Source organism: Microbulbifer maximicatervae (SeqCode) (assembly GCF_052468155.1).
Genome location: NZ_CP174335.1, coordinates 143,855 through 163,784 on the forward strand (window position 1 = coordinate 143,855; position 19,930 = coordinate 163,784).

Below are 19,930 nucleotides of genomic sequence, written 5' to 3' on the forward strand. Positions count from 1 at the left end.
ACAGTCTCCCCCCTTCTTATTGATCTGCAAACACCAAAACTTTCCCACTCCACTTTGGCGTTGGAAGAACAGGGATTCTCATATGTTTAAGCTGGAGACTGACAATCTTATTATCCAAGAGATAAATGCAGAACAAGACAGTACCCTAATTCTATCACTGCTCAACGACTCTGCGTTCCTACAAAATATTGGCGATCGTGGCGTGCGTACTAAGGAAGATGCCTACCAGTTTATCCTGAACGGCCCCGTTGCCATGTATCGGGAACACGGCTTTGGTATGTACAAGGTGTCCTTGAAAGATAGCACTGCTATAGGAATCTGCGGATTAGTCAAACGCGCAGGACTGGATGGTATCGATATCGGTTTTGCCTTTTTACCTGATTTTCGCGGCCGGGGCTTCGCTCTGGAATCGGCACAAGCTGTCATGCAATACGCGAGAGAGGAGTTGGGCCTACGACGCATTCTGGCCATTGCACAACCCAGTAACACGCCCTCAATTAAGTTATTAAAGAAGCTGGGCTTAAGTGCTGAAAAAGAAATTGTGCTGCCCGGTGAAACGAAAACAGTATTGTTACTGGCTTGGCAGCAAGAAGTAATGGAGAAAAATTTCTATTCGGAATAAAGGTTATCCACCCAAAAACTATTTGCGATAACAGCTTTGCCTGTTCTAACAAAATAAAAATACCACACAGACCCTGTGGTTTTTCATTGACATGCAACCATGCTGGTCTAGTCTCCAACTTACTATTAAGGAGAGGACTGCCATGATTATCGCAACCGATATGCCAGAAGTCAGTCGATGTGCCGCCAGCCAATGTGCTTACAACGCCAACGATGCTTGCCACGCCAGGGCAATTACCATTGGTGACGGTGCCGATCCCGACTGTGATACTTTCTTCACCAACTCCCGTCATACAAGCAGCTCCCGTACCGCCGGTGTTGGAGCCTGTAAAATGGAAGACTGTAAATTTAATGATGACTTCGAGTGTTCAGCAGAGAGCATTCAAATTGGACTGATAGGCAAGTCCCAACACTGCCAGAGTTACACCCATTAGTAGTCCGCTAGAGACCCAATAAAAAAGCCCGGTTCAATATTTGCCGGGCTTTTTTATTAATTGAAAGGCAATTAATTCACAGGCTCTAATGAGGCCTCTTTTGAGCTTTCGCCAACAGAGGCTCGCGGCTCCCATACAACTCCCTTGGTATCCACGTGCTGTTTAAATAAAGGTTGATAATGCGCTTCGAGTACCTTTCGCTTAATCTTCAAAGTCGGCGTGAGGAATTCATTAAGAGGTGTCCACTCTTCCTTGGTGATAAAGATAGTCTTAATTCGCTCATGTTGCGGTAACTTATCATTCACTGAAGTCAGTAGCTTCTGCAAATGCTCATTAACTTCCCCACGTGGTAATTTTTCAGCGGACTCGGAGATAGTCACCAGCATTACTGGCTGATCCATACCGTGTCCCAGAACACAGAGCTGGGCCAACATTGTCTCATTACCAAAAAATCCTTCGAGTCGGCTGGGCTGAATAAACTTGCCTTTACTGGTCTTGAAGGTTTCTGAAATACGCCCAGTAATATGTACCAGACCGTCCTTATCAATAAATCCAGAATCACCCGTGTGGTAATAACCGTCCCGTATTACCTCCGCGGTTTTTTCCGGTTCAAGATAGTATCCCTTCATCAAGGAACCGCTCTTAAAGAGTATCTCCCCTTCCTCAGAAATCTTAACTTCACAGCCGTGATAAGGCTTACCAACCGTCCCCGGTACAGGATCTTCCCCCGGTGGAGCAAAGCAGCCATAGATAAAGTTCTCCGTCATACCATAACCATCAGCCACCTTCATTCCCATACGGTGGTACCAGCGCAGTAGTTCAATGGAAATAGGGGACGCGCCGCTAACCAATATTTCTGCATCATCCAACCCCAGACCATTTCGAACTTTCTTTCTCAGCCAGGTATTGATTCCAGGAATGCGCAACAGCACTTCTTGCAGTGACGGCGGGATTTTTTCATCAATGCCCTCTTTAAATTTGGTCCAAAGGCGAGGAACCGAGAAGAACATCGTCGGGCGCGTGCGCTTTAGATCTTCTAAGAAAGTATCCAAAGACTCGGGGAAGTGAATTGGGGTACCAGAATACAAGCAGTGGAATTCAACCAATATTCGCTCTGCCGCATGGGCCAGGGGCAGATAGGAAAGAACACGGTCATTTTCATCCATGCCATAACCGCGAATCATATTTGGGGAGACAAAAACCACTGAAGACCAGCTATGCATAACCCCTTTTGGATTACCCGTGGTCCCGGAGGTATACATGATTGTAAAAATATCATCCAGATTAAAGATCGGCTTCTCCTCAAAGCGCTCACTACCTTTAATGAGAGCTTCCAGGTCCTGATCGCAACGAATCTCACAGCGCTGGATAGCGACCGAGGGCAGCATGTCAGAAACTTCCTGTAGAGCGGCATTATTATCGGTGGCCCCACAGAAAAGCATTTTCGATTCAGAGTGCTGCAAAACATAGGTCATTGAGGAGACAGATTGGCCAGGGTAAAGTGGCACGCTGATCATTCCCGCTAACATGATACCCACGTCCACGATGATCCAGTCCGCACAGTTTTTACCGTGAATAGCGATGCGATCACCGGGCTCATACTGGGCCCGTAAGTACCCAGCGATCCTGCGAGCCCGATCCATGACCTCACCCCAGGTATAATCCCGCCATTGACGCTGCTGCATCTGCCGAAGAAAGACCGTATCCGCCTGTTGCAACTCCCTTTGATATAGAAGCTCCAGGGGTTGCAGGTCCTTCACCATCTCGTACTTTTCTTCCGGGGTCATCGCTTGTCCTCTCTCATTATTGTGTTTTTTGTAATTTGGGTACTAAGTAGCAGGCTTTATTAGTGAAAATATCCTCAAAAAATCCTCAGTAAGATTGTAACCTTCTACACCATCAATAAAGTGGCACAGTGGCTCTACTGGCAGTAACTGCAACTTGAATGGCAGCCTGAATTTATTGTTATTCTTAATGGATAAACTTACTTTAGATTATTCTTCAGTGCAAAAGGGACTGAATAGTCAAAATGTTACCAGGATAAATTAGGCTTGCATCAAAGGCCCAATATATAAATTGCGAGGGAGGGACAGAATGCTGTACAGATTCAGAATATACTAAATATTAAGTCTTCGTAAAAGTGCAAACCTTAATATTGAATGTACTGACTTTGCTTATTCGTGAGGGTATAAATAGACTCTAGGACGTTATCCATTTTCTGGACAGACTGGTAGTTTCAATATTGAAGGTAGACATTAGTTGCCGTATTACAATTACCTGGTTCTTTAATATCAATTCTCACTTTTTTATCCGCTATCTTGGCAGATAGAAGAACACTCAAAGCAATTTTAATATCGGTATTCTCAGACTGAAATCTAAAACGATCGCAACCACACTCATTGGATGCGGAATTCACGTCTGCGTAAACCAGTGTTCCGCTACTGCCCAACCCTACTAACCCATTCAAGCTGTTACCATTTTGAGTACACATTGCGAATGCACTTTGTGTAAAACCAAGGATACTGGCTACTAATATTAAGCACTTACTCTTCATTTGAAAAATCCAGCCCTAAAAGTGAAAATTCATTGAAAACTAACTAACAGTCTATCATTCAAGATAAACTCTAACTCCACTATTGCAATTATCCGGCTCAGCAAAGTCCACTCTGACAGTATTCCCACTTACTTTTGCTGCCATAAGTACCGAAAGAACTTTATTGACATCGGCTGTGCCCTCAATAAACCGTACAAATGTACAGCCACACTCATTACCTTCTGACTTAAGCGATGAAAATACTCTATCGCCTGTTCCCGAATCAGGTCCGACCAGCCCATCCAATTTATTGCCATATTGGGAGCACATTGTGGAGGCAGCAGAGGCACCACATGAAAAAACAAGAAAACAAAAAAACAAAAAAATAGAACGGAACATAATATCCCCCTAAGCCAATAGTAACCACTAATCATTCATAAACAACTAATACCCCCCTCCTGCAAGCCCTACAGAAGCATATGGCAATCCTTACAACCAAAATCTTAACTTCAGGGTTTCAAAAATTATTTTTATTACACAGAACATCATCCCGCCCAAACAAAGAAATAGAATTTAAATTATGCATAGAGCATCTGGATGTATACCTGAAAAATCTAAGTTTACCAACCATCACTAACAGACTTCAAAACCATGCCTGAGAAAAAGTGCATGTACATTTTTGTGTGAACATTCCAATACCTCCTGTCGACTCTTATATATATCATATCTTAGCGATCTAATTTCGGTATTCAAATCAGCTTGTATTACCTTCTCATCATAAGCTACGTCTTCAGAAAACCTAACCCCCTCAGCAGGAAGACTAAAAATCTCAGATTCTGGTGTCCATTCGGACACTATAGATCGAAAGACTTTAGTAGCAGCCCCATTGGTAAATCTCACTTTAAGAATTACTTGTCGCTATTTTCTGCCTTTAGACTTAATATCTTAAGCCCTGAATTCACAACCTTATTAAAATGCTCGTAATTTTTAGGATCATAATTTTTAGGATAAACCCCATCCAATTCTTCGTAGTACTCCTGAGCCTCACCAGACATTAAGTAAATAACAGAGCGTGCAGAAACATCAACTCCATCCCCTCTCAAGATTTCATCTAAAGCACAACTACGAACAATACCTAATGAACAAATAGCTTCACTATATAAAGCATAACTATCTTCAGGAAGCTTTTTGTATTCCCCTCCATTTTCTTCAAGTCTTACAATATTCTTTAAAAATCTTCGGTGAATAATTTTAAGCTCGACACCCCTCTCTTCTCCTTGGCTCATGTAGCATTCATCCTCCTTATACAAAGTTGAAAGCTCCACTGCACAATGAGGAATCATATCTGCTGAAAAATAACTTTCCAAAAGCTTATCTTCGCTCAAGATAACAGGCGCTAATGAATTTTCATTCGCAGAACCGACCACACTAAAAATAATTAAGCCAATTGATGCTGCACTCATCAAAATAAATTTAATCAGCATAAACCTATACTCTTGCACTCATTACCACGATAACTACGACCTCCTGAATAAATGCGAGAGCCGTATTTATCAAACATATAAACACCTTGAAATTGAGTTGCACCTCCAGCTACAAGTCCTCGGTAGGTTGCCATATCTCCATCTGAAAATGCTCTCGGTACCGCTTTGACACGATTTATCCCGCGGCCACTACTAATCAAAGGATGGAAATGGTCTAACGCAATCAAAGGTGTATTTGCGTTCAAATTTAATAGATGCGTTTTGCTCCACGCAATCCAACTAGAACTACCGCTAGTCACAATGTTTGAATTGTAATATAAAGTTTGACCGTCAACTGTTTTTGAAACAGTTATCCCTCCGTACTCCAACTTAGGATTACCTTCATCTTTTGCGATCATAATATCTGTATTCAATGCTTCTCTAGCTGATCCAGAATCCAAAAAGGCTTCTTCAAAATTTATTTCTGGTCGAACAACCCTAGGATCACTCGCATCAGTTGGCGGAGTATCCCCACCACGTTCACCAGTAACTAAAACATCGTCACTGTCACCTATCGAATTCACCAGCGAAGCAAAAGCCGCAGTAGCGGCCCCATTGGCGAATTTACCACCAGTAGCTTCAGACAACGTTCCACCAATTACAGCACGAATTACTGTTCTTATCGCAATTCCAGTAGGCCCAGAACCTCCAACACCATCAACTTTCCCGGAAACACTCCAATTCACACCGGCGGAAACAAACCCATGCCCAAATTTTCCACCTCTTAGCACACTGGTAATACCACCAGCTATACCATAAGCAGAGAATTCAGCAACGCCTGCAAACGAGCCCAGCCCACCAAAGTCCATTTGCCCTACCGCTCCATAAGCAGCAGCACTTATGCCCCCAATTAAAGCCCCTTCGAGAACATTCCCTCCATTAGCGGCAGCACTTGCTGCACCAGAAGCGGCTCCAAGGGCGACCATCTCCCACCCAAATTCTGCACAAGGGCTGCCACAGATCCATGCACCAACTACAGCAACAATGACTCCCACCCAGTCTCTAAGCCTGAAGTAACCACTGGGATCGGTGGAATTCAGTGGGTTATTCCATATATACGCATAGCGATTATGAGACTGACTGTAATCCGGCGACTGCACATAGGGGTCAGCCTGAAGGAAGCGCGCCAGGCGGGGATCGTAGATGCGCCCGTTCATATGGACCAGTCCAACCTGATCCAACATCTCGTGGCCGGTATAGCCGCGGCTAGTTAAGCTGGATGAAAAGCCTGTAAGTTCATCACCCAATAAAGCACTCCAGTCTACAGCGTTGCGCCTTTGTCCCCAGGCATCAAAGCTAAAGACCTGTTGATTTCCATTGCTGTCTTTAGCAATTTCTCCACTAATTTCGGTTATGACATCCAATGAGCCCAAGTGATCCGTATGCATATAACGGCTCTTGCGCTGCCCAGCAGAAATAATCACCAAAGCTCCACCGGGTAAATACCGCTTCACTTCGGTATTACCATCAGTGGTGACTTTTTCCACATTCCCAATATAACGAGTTTCAGTTACCTGACCATCAGTAGCCGTATCTCTGCGAAGAAAACGCTTGCGCTCTGGACCATAAAGGAATTCGGTTTTATGGCCATCTTTAGTAATTTCAGTAGGCTTATCGAAAGTGCTATACAGCAATGAGCGGCCACTGGAATCAGAGGTCATATTGCCATTGTCATCGTATTGGTAGCTGACACCATCACTGGTTTCACACACCGCATGAGGGCCCGCGCCGTTACTGCACTGTTCAGCATATTTATAAGTGCCAACATCTGATTTGAAGGTAATATTACCCAAATCATCGTAGTGCACATCTTGAGCATCGCGTCCTTGGATTTGCGATCGCTCTAGTCGATTCAAACCATCGTAACTGAAGCTTTCATGAACATCCTTGTCACCACTGCGATCTTCCCGGTACTCCAGGTTACCCGCATCATCCCATTGGTAACTTAGCTCCTGAATATTCCCAAGCCCGAGTACATGGGCGACTTTACCAGTAAGACGACCAGTGGCGGGGTCAATGAATTTTTGGGTTGTTATCCCATTCCCGTTCAAATATTCAGTGACATTACCGCGAGCATCCATGCGAATAACAGTATAAAACTGTTCCGCAGTGGCAAGGTTGAGTTGTTCGGCATCGATAACTTGCTCTAAATAACCATACTCATTGTACTTATGCTGGATCGCACTGCTCTCCCAGCTGCCATCACCACCCGCATCAAACACCTGGAACACGCGGCCGTATTGGTCGTAATTACTTCTCTCGTAATGATCATCACCATCAGCAAAACTGGTGATCGTCTCTTGTGGGCGGCCTAAAGTATCGTAACCATGCAAGCGGATATAACCACTATCCAAGGCTACCACTTCACGCAGGGCCCCCGCAGGTGTGCCATAAATATCCGAGGATACCTCGTTGTTATAACCCCACTGCGTAGTCTCAACAATTACACCAGAGCTATCTTTATCCGTACGCTCCTTTAAGCGACCAAGGCGGTCATAACGATTAATTACTACTTGGCCATTGGCATCAGTCTGTTCGAACAGCTCGCCATAAGCTGTGTACTTGTAACCCCATTCCCCCTTGTCGGGATCGGACATCTTTGTTTTACGTCCCAGCAGGTCATACTCCATACCTGTCACAATGTTGCGACTGCCATCGCCACGATTAAATACGAATCGGAGGTTACCCTGGGCATCGTATTGGAACTCCTGCACATTGCCCAAATTATCCTGGACTCGTACCTGATCACCCAACGCATTTTTTGTTGACCGGTGAACCTGGCCTTTAGCATTTATAGATGAGCTCGTATAACCATCATACTCCACAGCAACATCGTAGCCAGTGCCATTAACCCCTGAAACTCCGGGTAAGTCGGTTCCGACGATACGCCCAATTAAGTCGTAATATTGTGTAGTCCAGTAACGAGAACGCCCCTGGGAATAAGGCTGGCTTTGATGCTTTACCCGCCCCAGCTGGTCATACTGAATATCGACAATGTTCCACCCTCCATCAAAAGCGCGCCCGGCGGTACGAATTTTCCGCGCCAGCATATCGAAGCAAGTAACAGATTCACCACCGCCGCCGACGCGTTCGGTAACTTGGTAAACAGCAGATGCAGGGCACTGAGCACCGGCATGGCCCAGCATTACTATTTTGTGTGAGCCTGTAGCACTATATTCTAGTAATTGCTGGCCAAACCTATCGTAACGGAATGATGTAGGCACACCCGAAATGTTCTCAACCAGAGTCGGCTGACCATATTCATTACGCTCCAATACTAGGGATGTGGTTTGCCCATAAACATTTTCTTCCCTATCTACGAAGCGCCCACTGACATCGTAAATCCAGTGCTGGAAACGGCTCTCTTCATTCGCAGCAGACTGCTGCGCGAATATTTTGTTACCGAACTGGTCATAATCATAGAGAGTAGTGAATCGCAAGTCATCGGAGAGCGGCTCGATGATCTCCTCTTTTAAGAGCCCTGCTTTAAACCCATTTTCATAGTAACTAAATTCGCTATATCGAACCGCAGAATCATTCTCTCCTCCCTCAAAACGATTATGAGTGACTCTGGCAGAGACAAGGCGCCCTAGTTCCTCATACTCATTCAATTGGTGATCAGGGTTAACGAAGTTGACTCGCCGACCAGAACCATAATCATTTTCGGTGTCGGTAATGTAGTTATCACCATTAGCGGCCTTGGTATTTACCGTAAGCCTGGTGGCATTACCATGCATGTCCTGCTCCGTATGGGTGGTAACAGTTTTGAGATGTTCCCCCTGAGCTTGACCGTTCGCTCTTAAGGCGTAACTGGATTCGATAGTTTGGGAAATATAAGGTTTTAACGAGCCTAAAGAGACAGTTCCTTCGCTTCTAGCAGTCCCAGGCCAAGAATCCTCCATACCCAGAATATCCCAGGTATTATCCGCTTCACTTAGTAGAGCGCCATCACCAGTACGCTGCTCTGTACGTAGAGGCATACCAATGAAGGGAAAGTCCTGCCTATAGGTGGTAGTCGTGGTTACGCCGGTTTGTTCATCTAAAGTCTGGATAGACTCAAACCCCAGGTGGCCCCTTCCGCCCGCTTGTAGAAGAGCATTTCCGTAGAAATAGCGAATTCCACTCGTTGCAAGATTGTCAACCGTACCGGGTTGGTGACCCGCAGCGGGAGTCGAACTTTCAATGCGAGTCACCAGGAATTGGTTACCCAATAACGGCATAACGACATTGGTTTTCCCAAGGGTTAAAGAGTGTTGCCAATCAGAATTAAGGGCTTGATAGAACTCGCTGCTACTAGCAACCTTATTAGTTAAACACCAGTCCTCTACATTACTGTCAGAATTTGAAACTCGAGAACAATAACCAGAAAGGGCTACACCGATTCCCAGCTGGGCGTAGTGGCCAGAGGTATTTGTTGCACTGTAGGTAATATAAGTTTCAGCCCCAAGACCATTAGTTATCTTAGAAATAACATTAGGGGCAACCTGGCGCTCCTCAGCATGATAGATATAGAGGTAATCATCATGGAATTCGAGATAATCTGTCCTCCCATCCCCATTCATATCTAGGAATATATCCTTACCACCAACCCGGGAACTATTCACACGCTTGAAAGTTTCAGGCTCAGAGAAGTTATTGGTACGGCTTTGCCAGCGACGGAAAACTAACTTTTCACTAGCCCCATCTTCCTCTCGCCAAAGCACATCAAGGTCACCATCACCTTCGTAATCAAACCAGCTGAACGATAACTTTTTATTTAATGTACCGAGGTTAACCTCCGAATTGAAACCATCGCCAGTATTTATTCGATATTTATAGTTTTCTCCATTTCGTGTAATTAAGTCTAGCAAGCCATCACTATTAACATCGACCACCTGTAGCGACTGCTTAAGGCTCCCATGTCTTTCAAGTGCTGTGGTTTCATATTCTTTATTTTCTTTATCTGGCCAGGACGCCTGCACGAAATCCAACAATTTACCATCAATAAACAGGTTATCCCCATCAATGGATGCATAGTAAACCCGAGTATGTTGATTGGACAAAATGAGGGTTTCATCTCTACCTGAAGAAAAGTCGAAATTAGTTAAATCAACTTCCCAAGTCTGCTTAGTATCAACAAAAACAAGGTCTACCCGACCATCATTATTGAAATCTCCTACTGCACCTGGATCCAGATACAACTCTGTACTTTCGTATTTACTGTCAAGTTCACCCCAAGACGGTAGTCCACTAATCGTCCAGCTCCTTTTATTACCATACTTATAGTAATTGGCTGAGGAAGTAGATTTGGAGCTATCGGGCTCGAGTAACTGATATCCAGTGGCAGATACCGCATCGGCAAGTCCATCGCCATTGATATCTATGAAGCGCGCATCCTCTTCATAAACAGGCAAGTCGATAGGCGGAATACTGGATGAAGGAAGGTTCCAAACTCCAGCCGAACTCGGTTGAGACTGGTGAACTACCCAGTGGCCACGCTCTCTCACATAGATAGCCAAATCGGAGCGCCCGTCCGCATTATAGTCAATCATGCTCCACTGATAAGGCGTATCAACATCCTCTTGGTACTTATAGGCTAATCTTTCTCTTGTAAATGAATCACCAGAAGCTAGTACATACTTGAAATATTGATCATGGATCCTTCCATCGGGATCCCAATCTGGTTCCAGCCAAATGATATCCAGTAAACCATCTCCATTGATATCCGCCGGTCGGGGAGAAATCGCTGCGCGATCTAATTGTTTGCTCAGCTGCAGCGTGTCTGAGTACTGAGGATTATGCATAATGGAAGGCAGATGCCATTCAAAGGCTGTATCCGGCCTACAAATATTGCCTGCACATTCCCGTATATACTCAATTCGACTCAGGTGATCATAACCACTGTCTAGATAATCAATCTCATACCGACGCAAGGCATCACTTTCGCTACCAAATATTTCAATGCCGGTCATTCGCTTTTTAACTGATAGCAGGGAGCCAGAAAAATAGCCGTTGATCACGTCCATACGATCATCATAGGTAAAAGAGACTCGGGCCTCAGCTACTGCTCCCGCTCCATAGGCATAGCGTATCTCCCGTATACGATGACCACCATCATTTGCATAAATATAATTTATACCATTACCCGCACTATCTTCCGTACGGCTAATTGCCCAAGTTGAAGTACCTTTTCCAGAAATAGTTTGTTGTGATTTATTGCCGTCACCGAAATAACTTATCGATCCGTCTTTGCTTTCAACCGTAAAGTAGCTGGGGTGGCCTGCTGTCCCTCCTTTAGCGGTAACTAAAACATAGGTATCTATTTCAGTTCGGTACTGTGATCCAGGTTTTCCATAACTTCCCTCAACCAATACCAGGCGGCGCCCATTCAAGCAGAATCGATCATCTTTGCTCCACGAAACCGCTGCACCCTTACCATCCTGGTCCAGGGTTTTATTACACCGACTAATAGAAGAAAGCCCTGATAAGCTCCACCCCTGCCCTAAAAGCCCATTGCCTGATCGACTGGAGTAGCTTAGAGCAAGCTCTGGCGCGACACCGGCGGTGCCCACAGGAACACTTAGGGGAATAGAATAAGTCGCAGCGCCTGCCTCATTGACCCTAAAGTTACCAGATAATGCACCTATTGATTCTGATGTCTTTATCTCGCTTGCAGATAATTGAGGAATTCCTGCCGGGATCGGTGGTTGATCAACGATTCCATTGTAACAACCAGCATCACATGGACTCAGATTACCTACAAATGCTTCGCCATTAGTAATTCCATCGCCATCTGGGTCATCGGAGCTATCGTAATCCGTACTCCCGAGAAAGAGTATTTCCCACCAGTCAGGGAGCCCGTCCGAGTCGCAATCGCGAGTATATTCATCTCCTTCGTCACAGGTTGTTACTGCCCAGCTGTAATCCTGTTCATAAAGGTAATCAAAGCTATAGTTTAAAAGGGTATTGGTAGCATAACTAAATTCAAGAGACTGCGTTAATAGCACCGCTATTTGCTCACGAGAATAGCCACCAGATAACATATCCAACAGCATCGCACGGCTATACGTTACCCCACCCCAGGTTATCTGCGGAGCTCCCTGACCGGGAAAAATTCTTTCATATAGAGTGTCTATAAATTTAGTGTTACTTAATGCTGGAGCATAAATACTACGACCCGTATCCGAATTAAGAAAAGCTCTGGCAATGTCGACTTGCGTATAGTCGCCACTCAATAGCTGATAAGTCCAGAAAGTTAGTACCTTTCTATTCATTGCTAGTGGTGGCTGTAAAAGGCCTCGATAAAGTCTTGCAACGGTAAGAAATTCAGGCAATTGGGCGATATTTGGATTCCAATTGCCGATCTCTTCCCATATCAAAGAGTCATCAACGCTATCCCAGACCAGCTTTCCGGGCCCCTGGTTACTGCGAGGAATTGCAAAAACTTGATTACTGTCTACTGTGGTGAAGTACAGAGTATCATTGCCGGCAAGGACTGGCGTTTCCGCAATGCCGCCATCAGCAGGGAACGTCCATTTTATGCTCCCATTAGGTGCATTCACGGCATAGAGCACACCATCCATAGAACCAAAGTAAAGCACGCGGCTATCATCAATCACAACAGAGGAGACGATCTCTCCCCCCGTTTCTAAGCGCCACTTTTGAATAGCCCAAGGAGTTACCGCATAGAGACTGTGGTCTAAAGATCCAACATAAATCGTTCCATCCGTTCCATCAATCCGTGGGCTCGCTTTAATAATTCCTCCAGTAGTAAAAGGCCACTCTGGAAGAACGGAGCCGTCCTCAGTGTTCAAGGCATATAGCTTTTCATCCGCACCGACATATAGGGTGCCATCCGGGGAAAGGGTTGGGGCCGACTGACTCTCACCAATAATCTCTGTAGCTTTATCTCCATAAACAGTTATACCCCCTTTGGCACTATTAGGGTTAACAGCTGTTACTCGGACGCCAAGCTCGAACAGGCCTTTATAAAGCTCCATCTCAGGAACTATTGCAAGCTCAAACTCTGTAGAGGATTGCCAGTTGAGATCTTTAGCAGAAATAGATAAGTCAAATAGCTTGGAGTGTATCGCGCTCAACAGGATCGAGCCCTCCGGGTCCAGCCCGTTAACAGAAAGTGAGATACATTGACCGTCGCAGGAGACAGCTGCCGCTGAAAAATAGGGTGGAACTACTGTTAATGTGACTATCTCCCCTGGTTCGCTACACCCTATGACATTACATGCCATAACTTGATAGCTATAAACTCCTGGGCTCTTACGCTCTACAGAAAAACTGTTGGAAAGGCTATTGGAGGAAAGCACAGTCCATTTTCCAGAGGTCTCTAGCCCTCCTGATTTTTCCTGTAATACATAATAAGTAGGCCTTGCGCCCCCTTCCTGTTGGTTAAACGCGTCCCATTGTAACTGGTAGTTACTTGTGAAGAGAGCTTCATTTCCCGCAGGGACAGCTACAAGTTTTTGGGGGGATTTAGGACTTTCTTTAACTACTTCTATTGATGTTTCTGGGCTAGGTTGAGAGCTACAACCAGCCCTATTGCAAGCATATACTCGATACTTATAAGTGCCCGCACCTTGATTGGGCATGTATTGCCCGGTAGTTTTATTGTTCGCCAAAGGAATTGACTTGAATACGCCGTCAACCCCTACCTTTAATTGTTCAAGAACATAATATTCACCAGCGTCGCTCCAATTGACGGTGTAAGACCCTGTAGTATTTTCTGGAACTGGAGCAGTATATCCATCAATAGTTAAACTGTTGGGCGGAGCTGGCGGGTCTAGTGCTTTTACACTAGCGGTTACTGGATTGGAAGTCTTAGACAATCCCTCATTATCCGTAACAACTATCGATAGTAAATGATTCCCATCTGGCACATCATTCCAATTAGCCGTATATGGTGAAGTTCTATCAATACCTAAACTGGATCCGCCGACAAAAAACTCAACTGATGCCACACTTCCATCATTGTCAGAGGCAGTTGCAGTTAATACAACGTTATCATATTGAGTAATAGAGGATGGCAGACTATTTAGCCAGCCAACAGGCTGTTCATTATCTAGAATAGATATTTTTACTGTATTCGTATCGTTTATCGAATTTTTCAGCCCAAGGGTATCTTTAGCTACAGCCCAAATGTAGATTTTTTCTCCTAAAATGGAGTTTGCCGGCCAATTAATACGATAACATCCATTACAATCACCATTATCAGAAGTACTATATCCCAATGAAACTGGGTTGCTACCGGAACTGCTCGCACTACGAAAAAACTCTACCTGGTTAATACCGTTATAGTCTGATGCAGTGGCGTAAATGGTTTTAATATCACCTGGCCGATAGGTCTTGCCATGAGTTGGAGCCTGTAACCTAACCGTCGGCTTCTCATTAGTTCTTACTTTTACGGCCCGTGGATCACTCCACTCATTACTACATTGATTGAGCTCATTACACCCCTTTATTTTATAGTAATAAGTAGTTGAAGCTGATTTTTTAGGCGGAGTATAACTGTAAATATCTTTGTTTATCGTTATATATTTTGGTTTGGAAGTAACACCATCTCGTTTATAGTACTCCTGTATTTTATAAGTATTAACATCCCCAGAGGGTTTAGCCCATTCAATAGTGAATACACCATCGGCAGCCCCTTTTTCACCAGTAGCTGAGGTAATTCTTACTTTCCCTGGTCTTTCCGGGATATCAACTGTTACAGCTTCAACGGGAGTTGTCCAATAGTCTACCGGATCTGCTCCTATACCCGGACCAGTCGCCATTCTGAACTTAAATTTATAAGTTTTATTAACATTCCGGGTTATGGTGGCAGACAAAATGGTCTGTTTACCCGCTCTACCAAAGGTGTTCGGGTTACAGTCAATTTCTGGAAGAAATCCTTCCAAACCAGTAAAAAAAGAGAAGTTCTCCGGTATCCGACTCCAGCTGCTTCCTCCGTCCGTACTTTGGTAGATCATACAGGGAGTAGAAATTATTTTTCCATCATCTCGCAAACTTGGCCAAGTGAATGAACCAGAGGAGTAACCATTGGATTCTGTTACAACTTTAAGTTTAATTTTCCCATCTTTGCTTATAGAGTTCGGAGTGACACTAAAAGTCACATCTATATTTTCAAAATAATCACGGTAGTCATTTGAAAACCACTGTACCGCCCAAACTTTAGCTGAACAAGAAAGGAATAATAAAGCGAGAAATATAGAGCTAACTATTGATCTAACTCTACAGAGTAATCCCCAAAAAAACATAACAAACCGTTCCATATGCAAGACGACTGGCAGACTACATTGCACTATCGTTCATTATAAATAATTCACCACGTCCACCATCCATTACGTTGAAGACAGTGGTTAAAGCCATTTCTCGACTTTCTTATTCCTCTTTACCAATATCACTTTTCCAAAGTAAAGTGCCATTAGTCTGAGATTGCGCAATATTTGAAGGGCTCTGCCCGGATAACGACTGAGAACTACGCATCATTAACAGGGGCGATGGCAGTAAACTCAGAGCATATACATTATGGGAGTTGCTGTGCACATAGAGAGTCGCACCATCCAGACTCAAGGCAGGTGTTGCACTTACAGTCTCACCTTCGGGCAACTGATAACTCCACTGCTCTTGACCATCTACAGTATTAAATCCATATACCGAGCCATCATATGTCGCAGCATATACAACTGTACCTATGGAATTAAGAACCGGCCCCCCAATAACTGCTGACTCAGTCCTTGATATCCACCGGGTGGTTTTATCTCCATCAAGAGCTGCTACAGTTCCCCCAGTTGAATTGCTGGTGCCTATAAATATGGTACTTCCTTGTATAGCGCCCTTATTCATCACCACCCCGACATCTTTCAGCGTCCAATCAAGGTCACCTTTAGGTGAGAAACGATAATAATTATTATCAAAGGCCCCCAAAAAAATAGCTCCACTTTCTGAAACAGTGAGTGAAGCACTAATCGCTTCAGCTACCTGATCAAGAGGAGATTCTCCCCACTGGTTTTGTGGCGTAAATGCACCTACTTTAACTTGAACATTTGCACTTGACTTACCTCCGGGCCCCGTAGCCACTACGGTATAGGTAGTCGAGAAGTTTGGCGCCACCCTCGCATTACCCTCAGCAGGTAATCGGGAAAAAGAAAAGTCATCAGCATTGTTAGTAAGACTAACTGATGTAGCACCGGATGTTATCCAGCTCAACCCCACACCATCACCAGCACGAGAGATTTTTTCAGGCAATGCCGTAAATGCACTAATTTTAACAGCTGGATAACTTTTTCCGCTAAATGGATTACTACCAGCTGCTATCTCATCAATGTCACTGATACCATCAAAATCAGAATCAATTTGAGATGGAGCACACCCTAAACTATTCGCGGTATCATCTAGGGAAGTTGAAGAACAGAAATCTTCAAAATTAGCGATTCCATCTTCATCGCTATCCAGCGCCACTGAGATAACACTTCGAGCAAGCTGTGTATCAGACTTAAAAAGGACAGCCTCTATATCTGTCCATTCATGTCCTATCGGCTTTGTTAAATCGCACTTACCAACCTTTGTATCAGGATCGAAGCTACAAGACTCTGTACTTCCGTTACCAATGCTGACTGTTAATTTTGCACCAGTTAAATCTAGACTTGAGTTAGCTCTCAACCGCAAAGAGGGCTTATCGGTTACAACCAGAGCTTTATGGGCTGGGGATTCGAAAAACAAACCATCTTCGATAGCGTTTTCTAGTGGTTTAGGTTCTTCTACGGGCTCATAAGGAGAGTCAAGTAGCATGTTAATCGCAGGTAAAATAAGTAGAAATTCATCTACATTTGAAATTCCATCATTATCGCTATCCAACTGCACGGGGCTACAACCATCGACATCTACGGCCTCAGTATCAATAGTGTTCTTACATTTATCTAAATGATCTGCAATACCATCACGGTCTTCGTCTACGGCAACAGATATTGCTGCTTTGGAAACCAGGCCTCCATCACTATACAAACTCACATCAATAGCCTGCCAGCCATCGTCAAGACTTACTGCGAGTGAACAAAGCGCTATATTTTCATTCAAATCGATCAGACATAAGTTCTCTACTCCACTCCCCTGGCTTATTTTAAGCTCAAGATTTGTTAGATTTTGAACGTTAGCAAGAGAAACTTCGACATCAGGAAACCTACCTGGAACTAGCGTATCATTACCTGGAGCATCTATTGATACAGATGCAGTTGTGGCTGCAACAACAGAGCAGGTAGAAAACACAATGAAGAAAGAGAAGAAAATAGAAACTACCTTAGCTTCCATTTTATGAAGAGGCTCAGCGAGCGATCCAACCATTTTTTCATCCTTGATGATGGCCAGATTTTTCGCGAATCGAAAGATTACACTTTTAGCATCCCGACCAAAAACTGCAACAACCAACTACAGAAAAAACCACTTCCTTATTCGTGAGCATTTTCACAGAATTTTTTTTCATCTTCAAGAAAAAAACGACTTACTGACAAACCTGGTACAAAATAGACAACTGCCAGAAATAAATATTGCCACCAGGCAACACAAAAGGTGCCGATGACAAATATCGCCGAGCTACTTCTTACTTTATTTATGAAATGTAACCGCAACTATCATAGGTCTATCATTTTCACAGCCATCACCATACACTATTAGATTCAGTTTTTGCCCAGCAATATATGAGCTAAGTCGCATAGACTGTGACATTTCAGATGCATTTGGGGATAGGACATATTAATCAGTAATAGCGCACCCTGCGGGATTACTTATCTCCAACTCATCCGTTTTAATAAAAATTCCACCCCATTCCAGCTTTGTAATTTAGCAATAGATATACTTCCTGTACTTGAATGAGCCAAAATACTCGCTGGCGCTAAAAAATACAAAATAGCCAATACTTTTTTAAACATCATATATTCCTTTTGTAGACCTCAGAATTCGACACCATTATCAGAGTGCCACTCAAACCAAAAGTCAACCCCACCTTCTTTATTTTAAGTAATAATTGTAATCAATCTGCTTCCTAAGTAGATTGTATAGTCTCGCATGAAAAACTTGTTTTATGATACTTCTACTCACCCGTAATCTACTTCATTACATAATTGAATAAGTTTATCTGCTTCACTGTTAGAGTCAGAATCCCTTAGAAAATACTATCGAGAGGGTAGGCACACAAACTATCTCAGCAACAGAGGGCCTATACCACCAAAGCTCATACCCATTATGATTCAGGGCAACGTAATCTATCCTGGAGGCATTAAAGGGCATTGCTTTTGCCATTACGCGAACATGGGCCGAGCAAGTAGCAAAAACTGTGATTTAAAGCCAACCGCCAACGGAGGAGGAAGATATCATCAAGGATTGTTTTTATGAGATGATCATAAAGTATCAATGCCAGAACAGAAATATCAAGCGACAGTGTCGTTAAACAACAAGTATCGCCTGAACACCCTATGGGCCTTATTGCAGATATCTAGATATCGGTCTGTACCATAGATCATAGTTACTGATCTCCACTTTTACAATTCATTGATTAGCATCGGATAACCAAATGAAAATAGACTTGGTAATTTATGCACTGAAGAAACATACCAATTTACACCACGCCCCTGCATAACTCTAATAGGAGGCCCCGACATATTAGAAATTCACCAAGAACTAGTAGGGCAACATGAAAAACTGTGTTTAATGGAACGTAAGAAAACTCGCAGGGACAACCTGACGAATGTAAATATATTTTTCACCTGAGGTCATAGTGATTAACAGAAAATTCCTAGCCTAGATGGGGTACGATAGTGATGTAATAGACTACCGTGATTATTGGTAACTTATCCGGAACAAATAAAACAAAGGGGATAGAACTCCTATAGAGCTTAAGAAATTCACCTATTGCCGCTTGAGGTCAACCACAGCAATATATTATTTTCATAAATACAGCCACCCTAATAAAACATAACAACCAGGTTTTCAAACGGTAACTTATATAAGAAAACGGGTAGACAGCCTGTTTCTTCTGTCCCCACAATAGCTAAAACCCCTTTTAAGAAATACAGTTATCATCAATAAGCCAAAAACACATGAGCTCACATTTTAGATTTCACCTCCTATAAACCCAATAAAAGATACAAAAAATATCAACCTACACGGAGAGCTATCAATCCGCCTAGGATAAGCTACTTACTTCATATATTCTCATCTTATCACCATCATAACCTAGAAGAACTATCCATGCCTCCCCCCCGACAGAAACAGTAGCACTCCATAAATCTATCTTTTGGTAAACCGAACTCAACTCAACACAATCAAGATTCGCTTTACAAGTGCCGATGGCTCTAAGAAAGCTGTTAAGAGCAGGTGAAAACAACCGATCCCAAAAAGAAAATCTATTTAATGAAAACACCCTCATATCTGATGCATCGTTTAACGCCAACCATATATCATGATATATTTTTTCCTGCTCTCCATTATCCTTCTTAAAGGAAATATACTTATTGTATTCCGCCTTACAACTTTTAGTATATTTTGTTCGAGATAGCAAAATCGCCTCTTCTACTTCACCTGTTGAATAAATATAAACTGCATAGGCTCTACAGAATCCATATCTATTCTTTTCGGGGATTGATCTAAATCGATACATAAATTCTTCTGCAAATATACATTTCTCCACAACAGGGAAATCCTTTTTAGAATATATATCCGAAAAAAGCTCCCCGCTATACTTCTGACAATACATAGGAACTAATATTGATGCATGCGAACAAGCTGATGCAAAAAACAATATAGTAAAAATGAATATAACTTTAATCATTAAT

9 protein-coding genes are annotated in these 19,930 nt (G+C 43.4%); 2 read left to right on the forward strand and 7 right to left on the reverse strand.

Features of this window, described 5'->3' with window-relative positions:
- Positions 1 to 82 precede the first annotated feature (82 nt).
- Both ACJJIY_RS00655 and ACJJIY_RS00660 read left to right on the forward strand, forming a co-directional pair.
- Positions 83 to 622, forward strand: a complete 540-nt coding sequence (locus ACJJIY_RS00655; RefSeq protein ID WP_444896254.1) for a GNAT family N-acetyltransferase — start codon at positions 83 to 85, stop codon at positions 620 to 622.
- Between the two features lie 142 nt (positions 623 to 764).
- The gene (locus tag ACJJIY_RS00660) at positions 765 to 1,055 is read left to right on the forward strand and encodes a DUF1540 domain-containing protein (protein WP_444896253.1); all 291 of its coding nucleotides are present in this window, start codon (positions 765 to 767) and stop codon (positions 1,053 to 1,055) included.
- A 71-nt stretch (positions 1,056 to 1,126) separates the two neighbouring features.
- On the opposite strand, the gene ACJJIY_RS00665 is transcribed toward ACJJIY_RS00660, so the two are convergent.
- From ACJJIY_RS00665 to ACJJIY_RS00695, 7 genes are all read right to left on the reverse strand, one after another.
- On the reverse strand, positions 1,127 to 2,842 hold the full coding sequence (locus tag ACJJIY_RS00665) for an AMP-binding protein (protein ID WP_444896252.1): 1,716 nt from the start codon (positions 2,840 to 2,842) through the stop codon (positions 1,127 to 1,129).
- 821 nt (positions 2,843 to 3,663) lie between these two features.
- Positions 3,664 to 3,987 carry a hypothetical protein gene (locus ACJJIY_RS00670; RefSeq protein ID WP_444896251.1) on the reverse strand — a complete coding sequence of 108 codons (324 nt, stop codon included), beginning with the start codon at positions 3,985 to 3,987 and terminating at the stop codon, positions 3,664 to 3,666.
- Between the two features lie 509 nt (positions 3,988 to 4,496).
- Entirely contained in the window at positions 4,497 to 5,072 is a 576-nt protein-coding gene (locus ACJJIY_RS00675) for a hypothetical protein (RefSeq protein WP_445358892.1), read from the reverse strand.
- Entirely contained in the window at positions 5,066 to 14,878 is a 9,813-nt protein-coding gene (locus ACJJIY_RS00680) for an Ig-like domain-containing protein (RefSeq protein WP_445358893.1), read from the reverse strand. Before ACJJIY_RS00680 ends, ACJJIY_RS00675 begins: the two co-directional genes overlap by 7 nt.
- Positions 14,879 to 15,485: 607 nt before the next feature.
- The gene (locus ACJJIY_RS00685; RefSeq protein WP_445358894.1) at positions 15,486 to 17,528 is read right to left on the reverse strand and encodes a BamB-related PQQ repeat family beta-propellar protein; all 2,043 of its coding nucleotides are present in this window, start codon (positions 17,526 to 17,528) and stop codon (positions 15,486 to 15,488) included.
- 356 nt (positions 17,529 to 17,884) lie between these two features.
- Positions 17,885 to 18,028 carry a hypothetical protein gene (locus tag ACJJIY_RS00690; protein ID WP_445358895.1) on the reverse strand — a complete coding sequence of 48 codons (144 nt, stop codon included), beginning with the start codon at positions 18,026 to 18,028 and terminating at the stop codon, positions 17,885 to 17,887.
- A gap of 1,253 nt (positions 18,029 to 19,281) precedes the next feature.
- Positions 19,282 to 19,926 (reverse strand): hypothetical protein, encoded by a 645-nt coding sequence (locus tag ACJJIY_RS00695; RefSeq protein WP_445358896.1) that lies wholly within the window; start codon positions 19,924 to 19,926, stop codon positions 19,282 to 19,284.
- Positions 19,927 to 19,930 lie beyond the last annotated feature (4 nt).

Coding starts and splice junctions, on each gene's coding strand:
- ACJJIY_RS00680 (WP_445358893.1), bottom strand. CDS start 14,878: ATGGCGACTGGTCCGGGTATAGGAGCAGATCCGGTAGACTATTGGACA.
- ACJJIY_RS00660 (WP_444896253.1), top strand. CDS start 765: ATGATTATCGCAACCGATATGCCAGAAGTCAGTCGATGTGCCGCCAGC.
- ACJJIY_RS00655 (WP_444896254.1), top strand. CDS start 83: ATGTTTAAGCTGGAGACTGACAATCTTATTATCCAAGAGATAAATGCA.
- ACJJIY_RS00690 (WP_445358895.1), bottom strand. CDS start 18,028: ATGTTTAAAAAAGTATTGGCTATTTTGTATTTTTTAGCGCCAGCGAGT.
- ACJJIY_RS00670 (WP_444896251.1), bottom strand. CDS start 3,987: ATGTTCCGTTCTATTTTTTTGTTTTTTTGTTTTCTTGTTTTTTCATGT.
- ACJJIY_RS00675 (WP_445358892.1), bottom strand. CDS start 5,072: ATGCTGATTAAATTTATTTTGATGAGTGCAGCATCAATTGGCTTAATT.
- ACJJIY_RS00665 (WP_444896252.1), bottom strand. CDS start 2,842: ATGACCCCGGAAGAAAAGTACGAGATGGTGAAGGACCTGCAACCCCTG.
- ACJJIY_RS00695 (WP_445358896.1), bottom strand. CDS start 19,926: ATGATTAAAGTTATATTCATTTTTACTATATTGTTTTTTGCATCAGCT.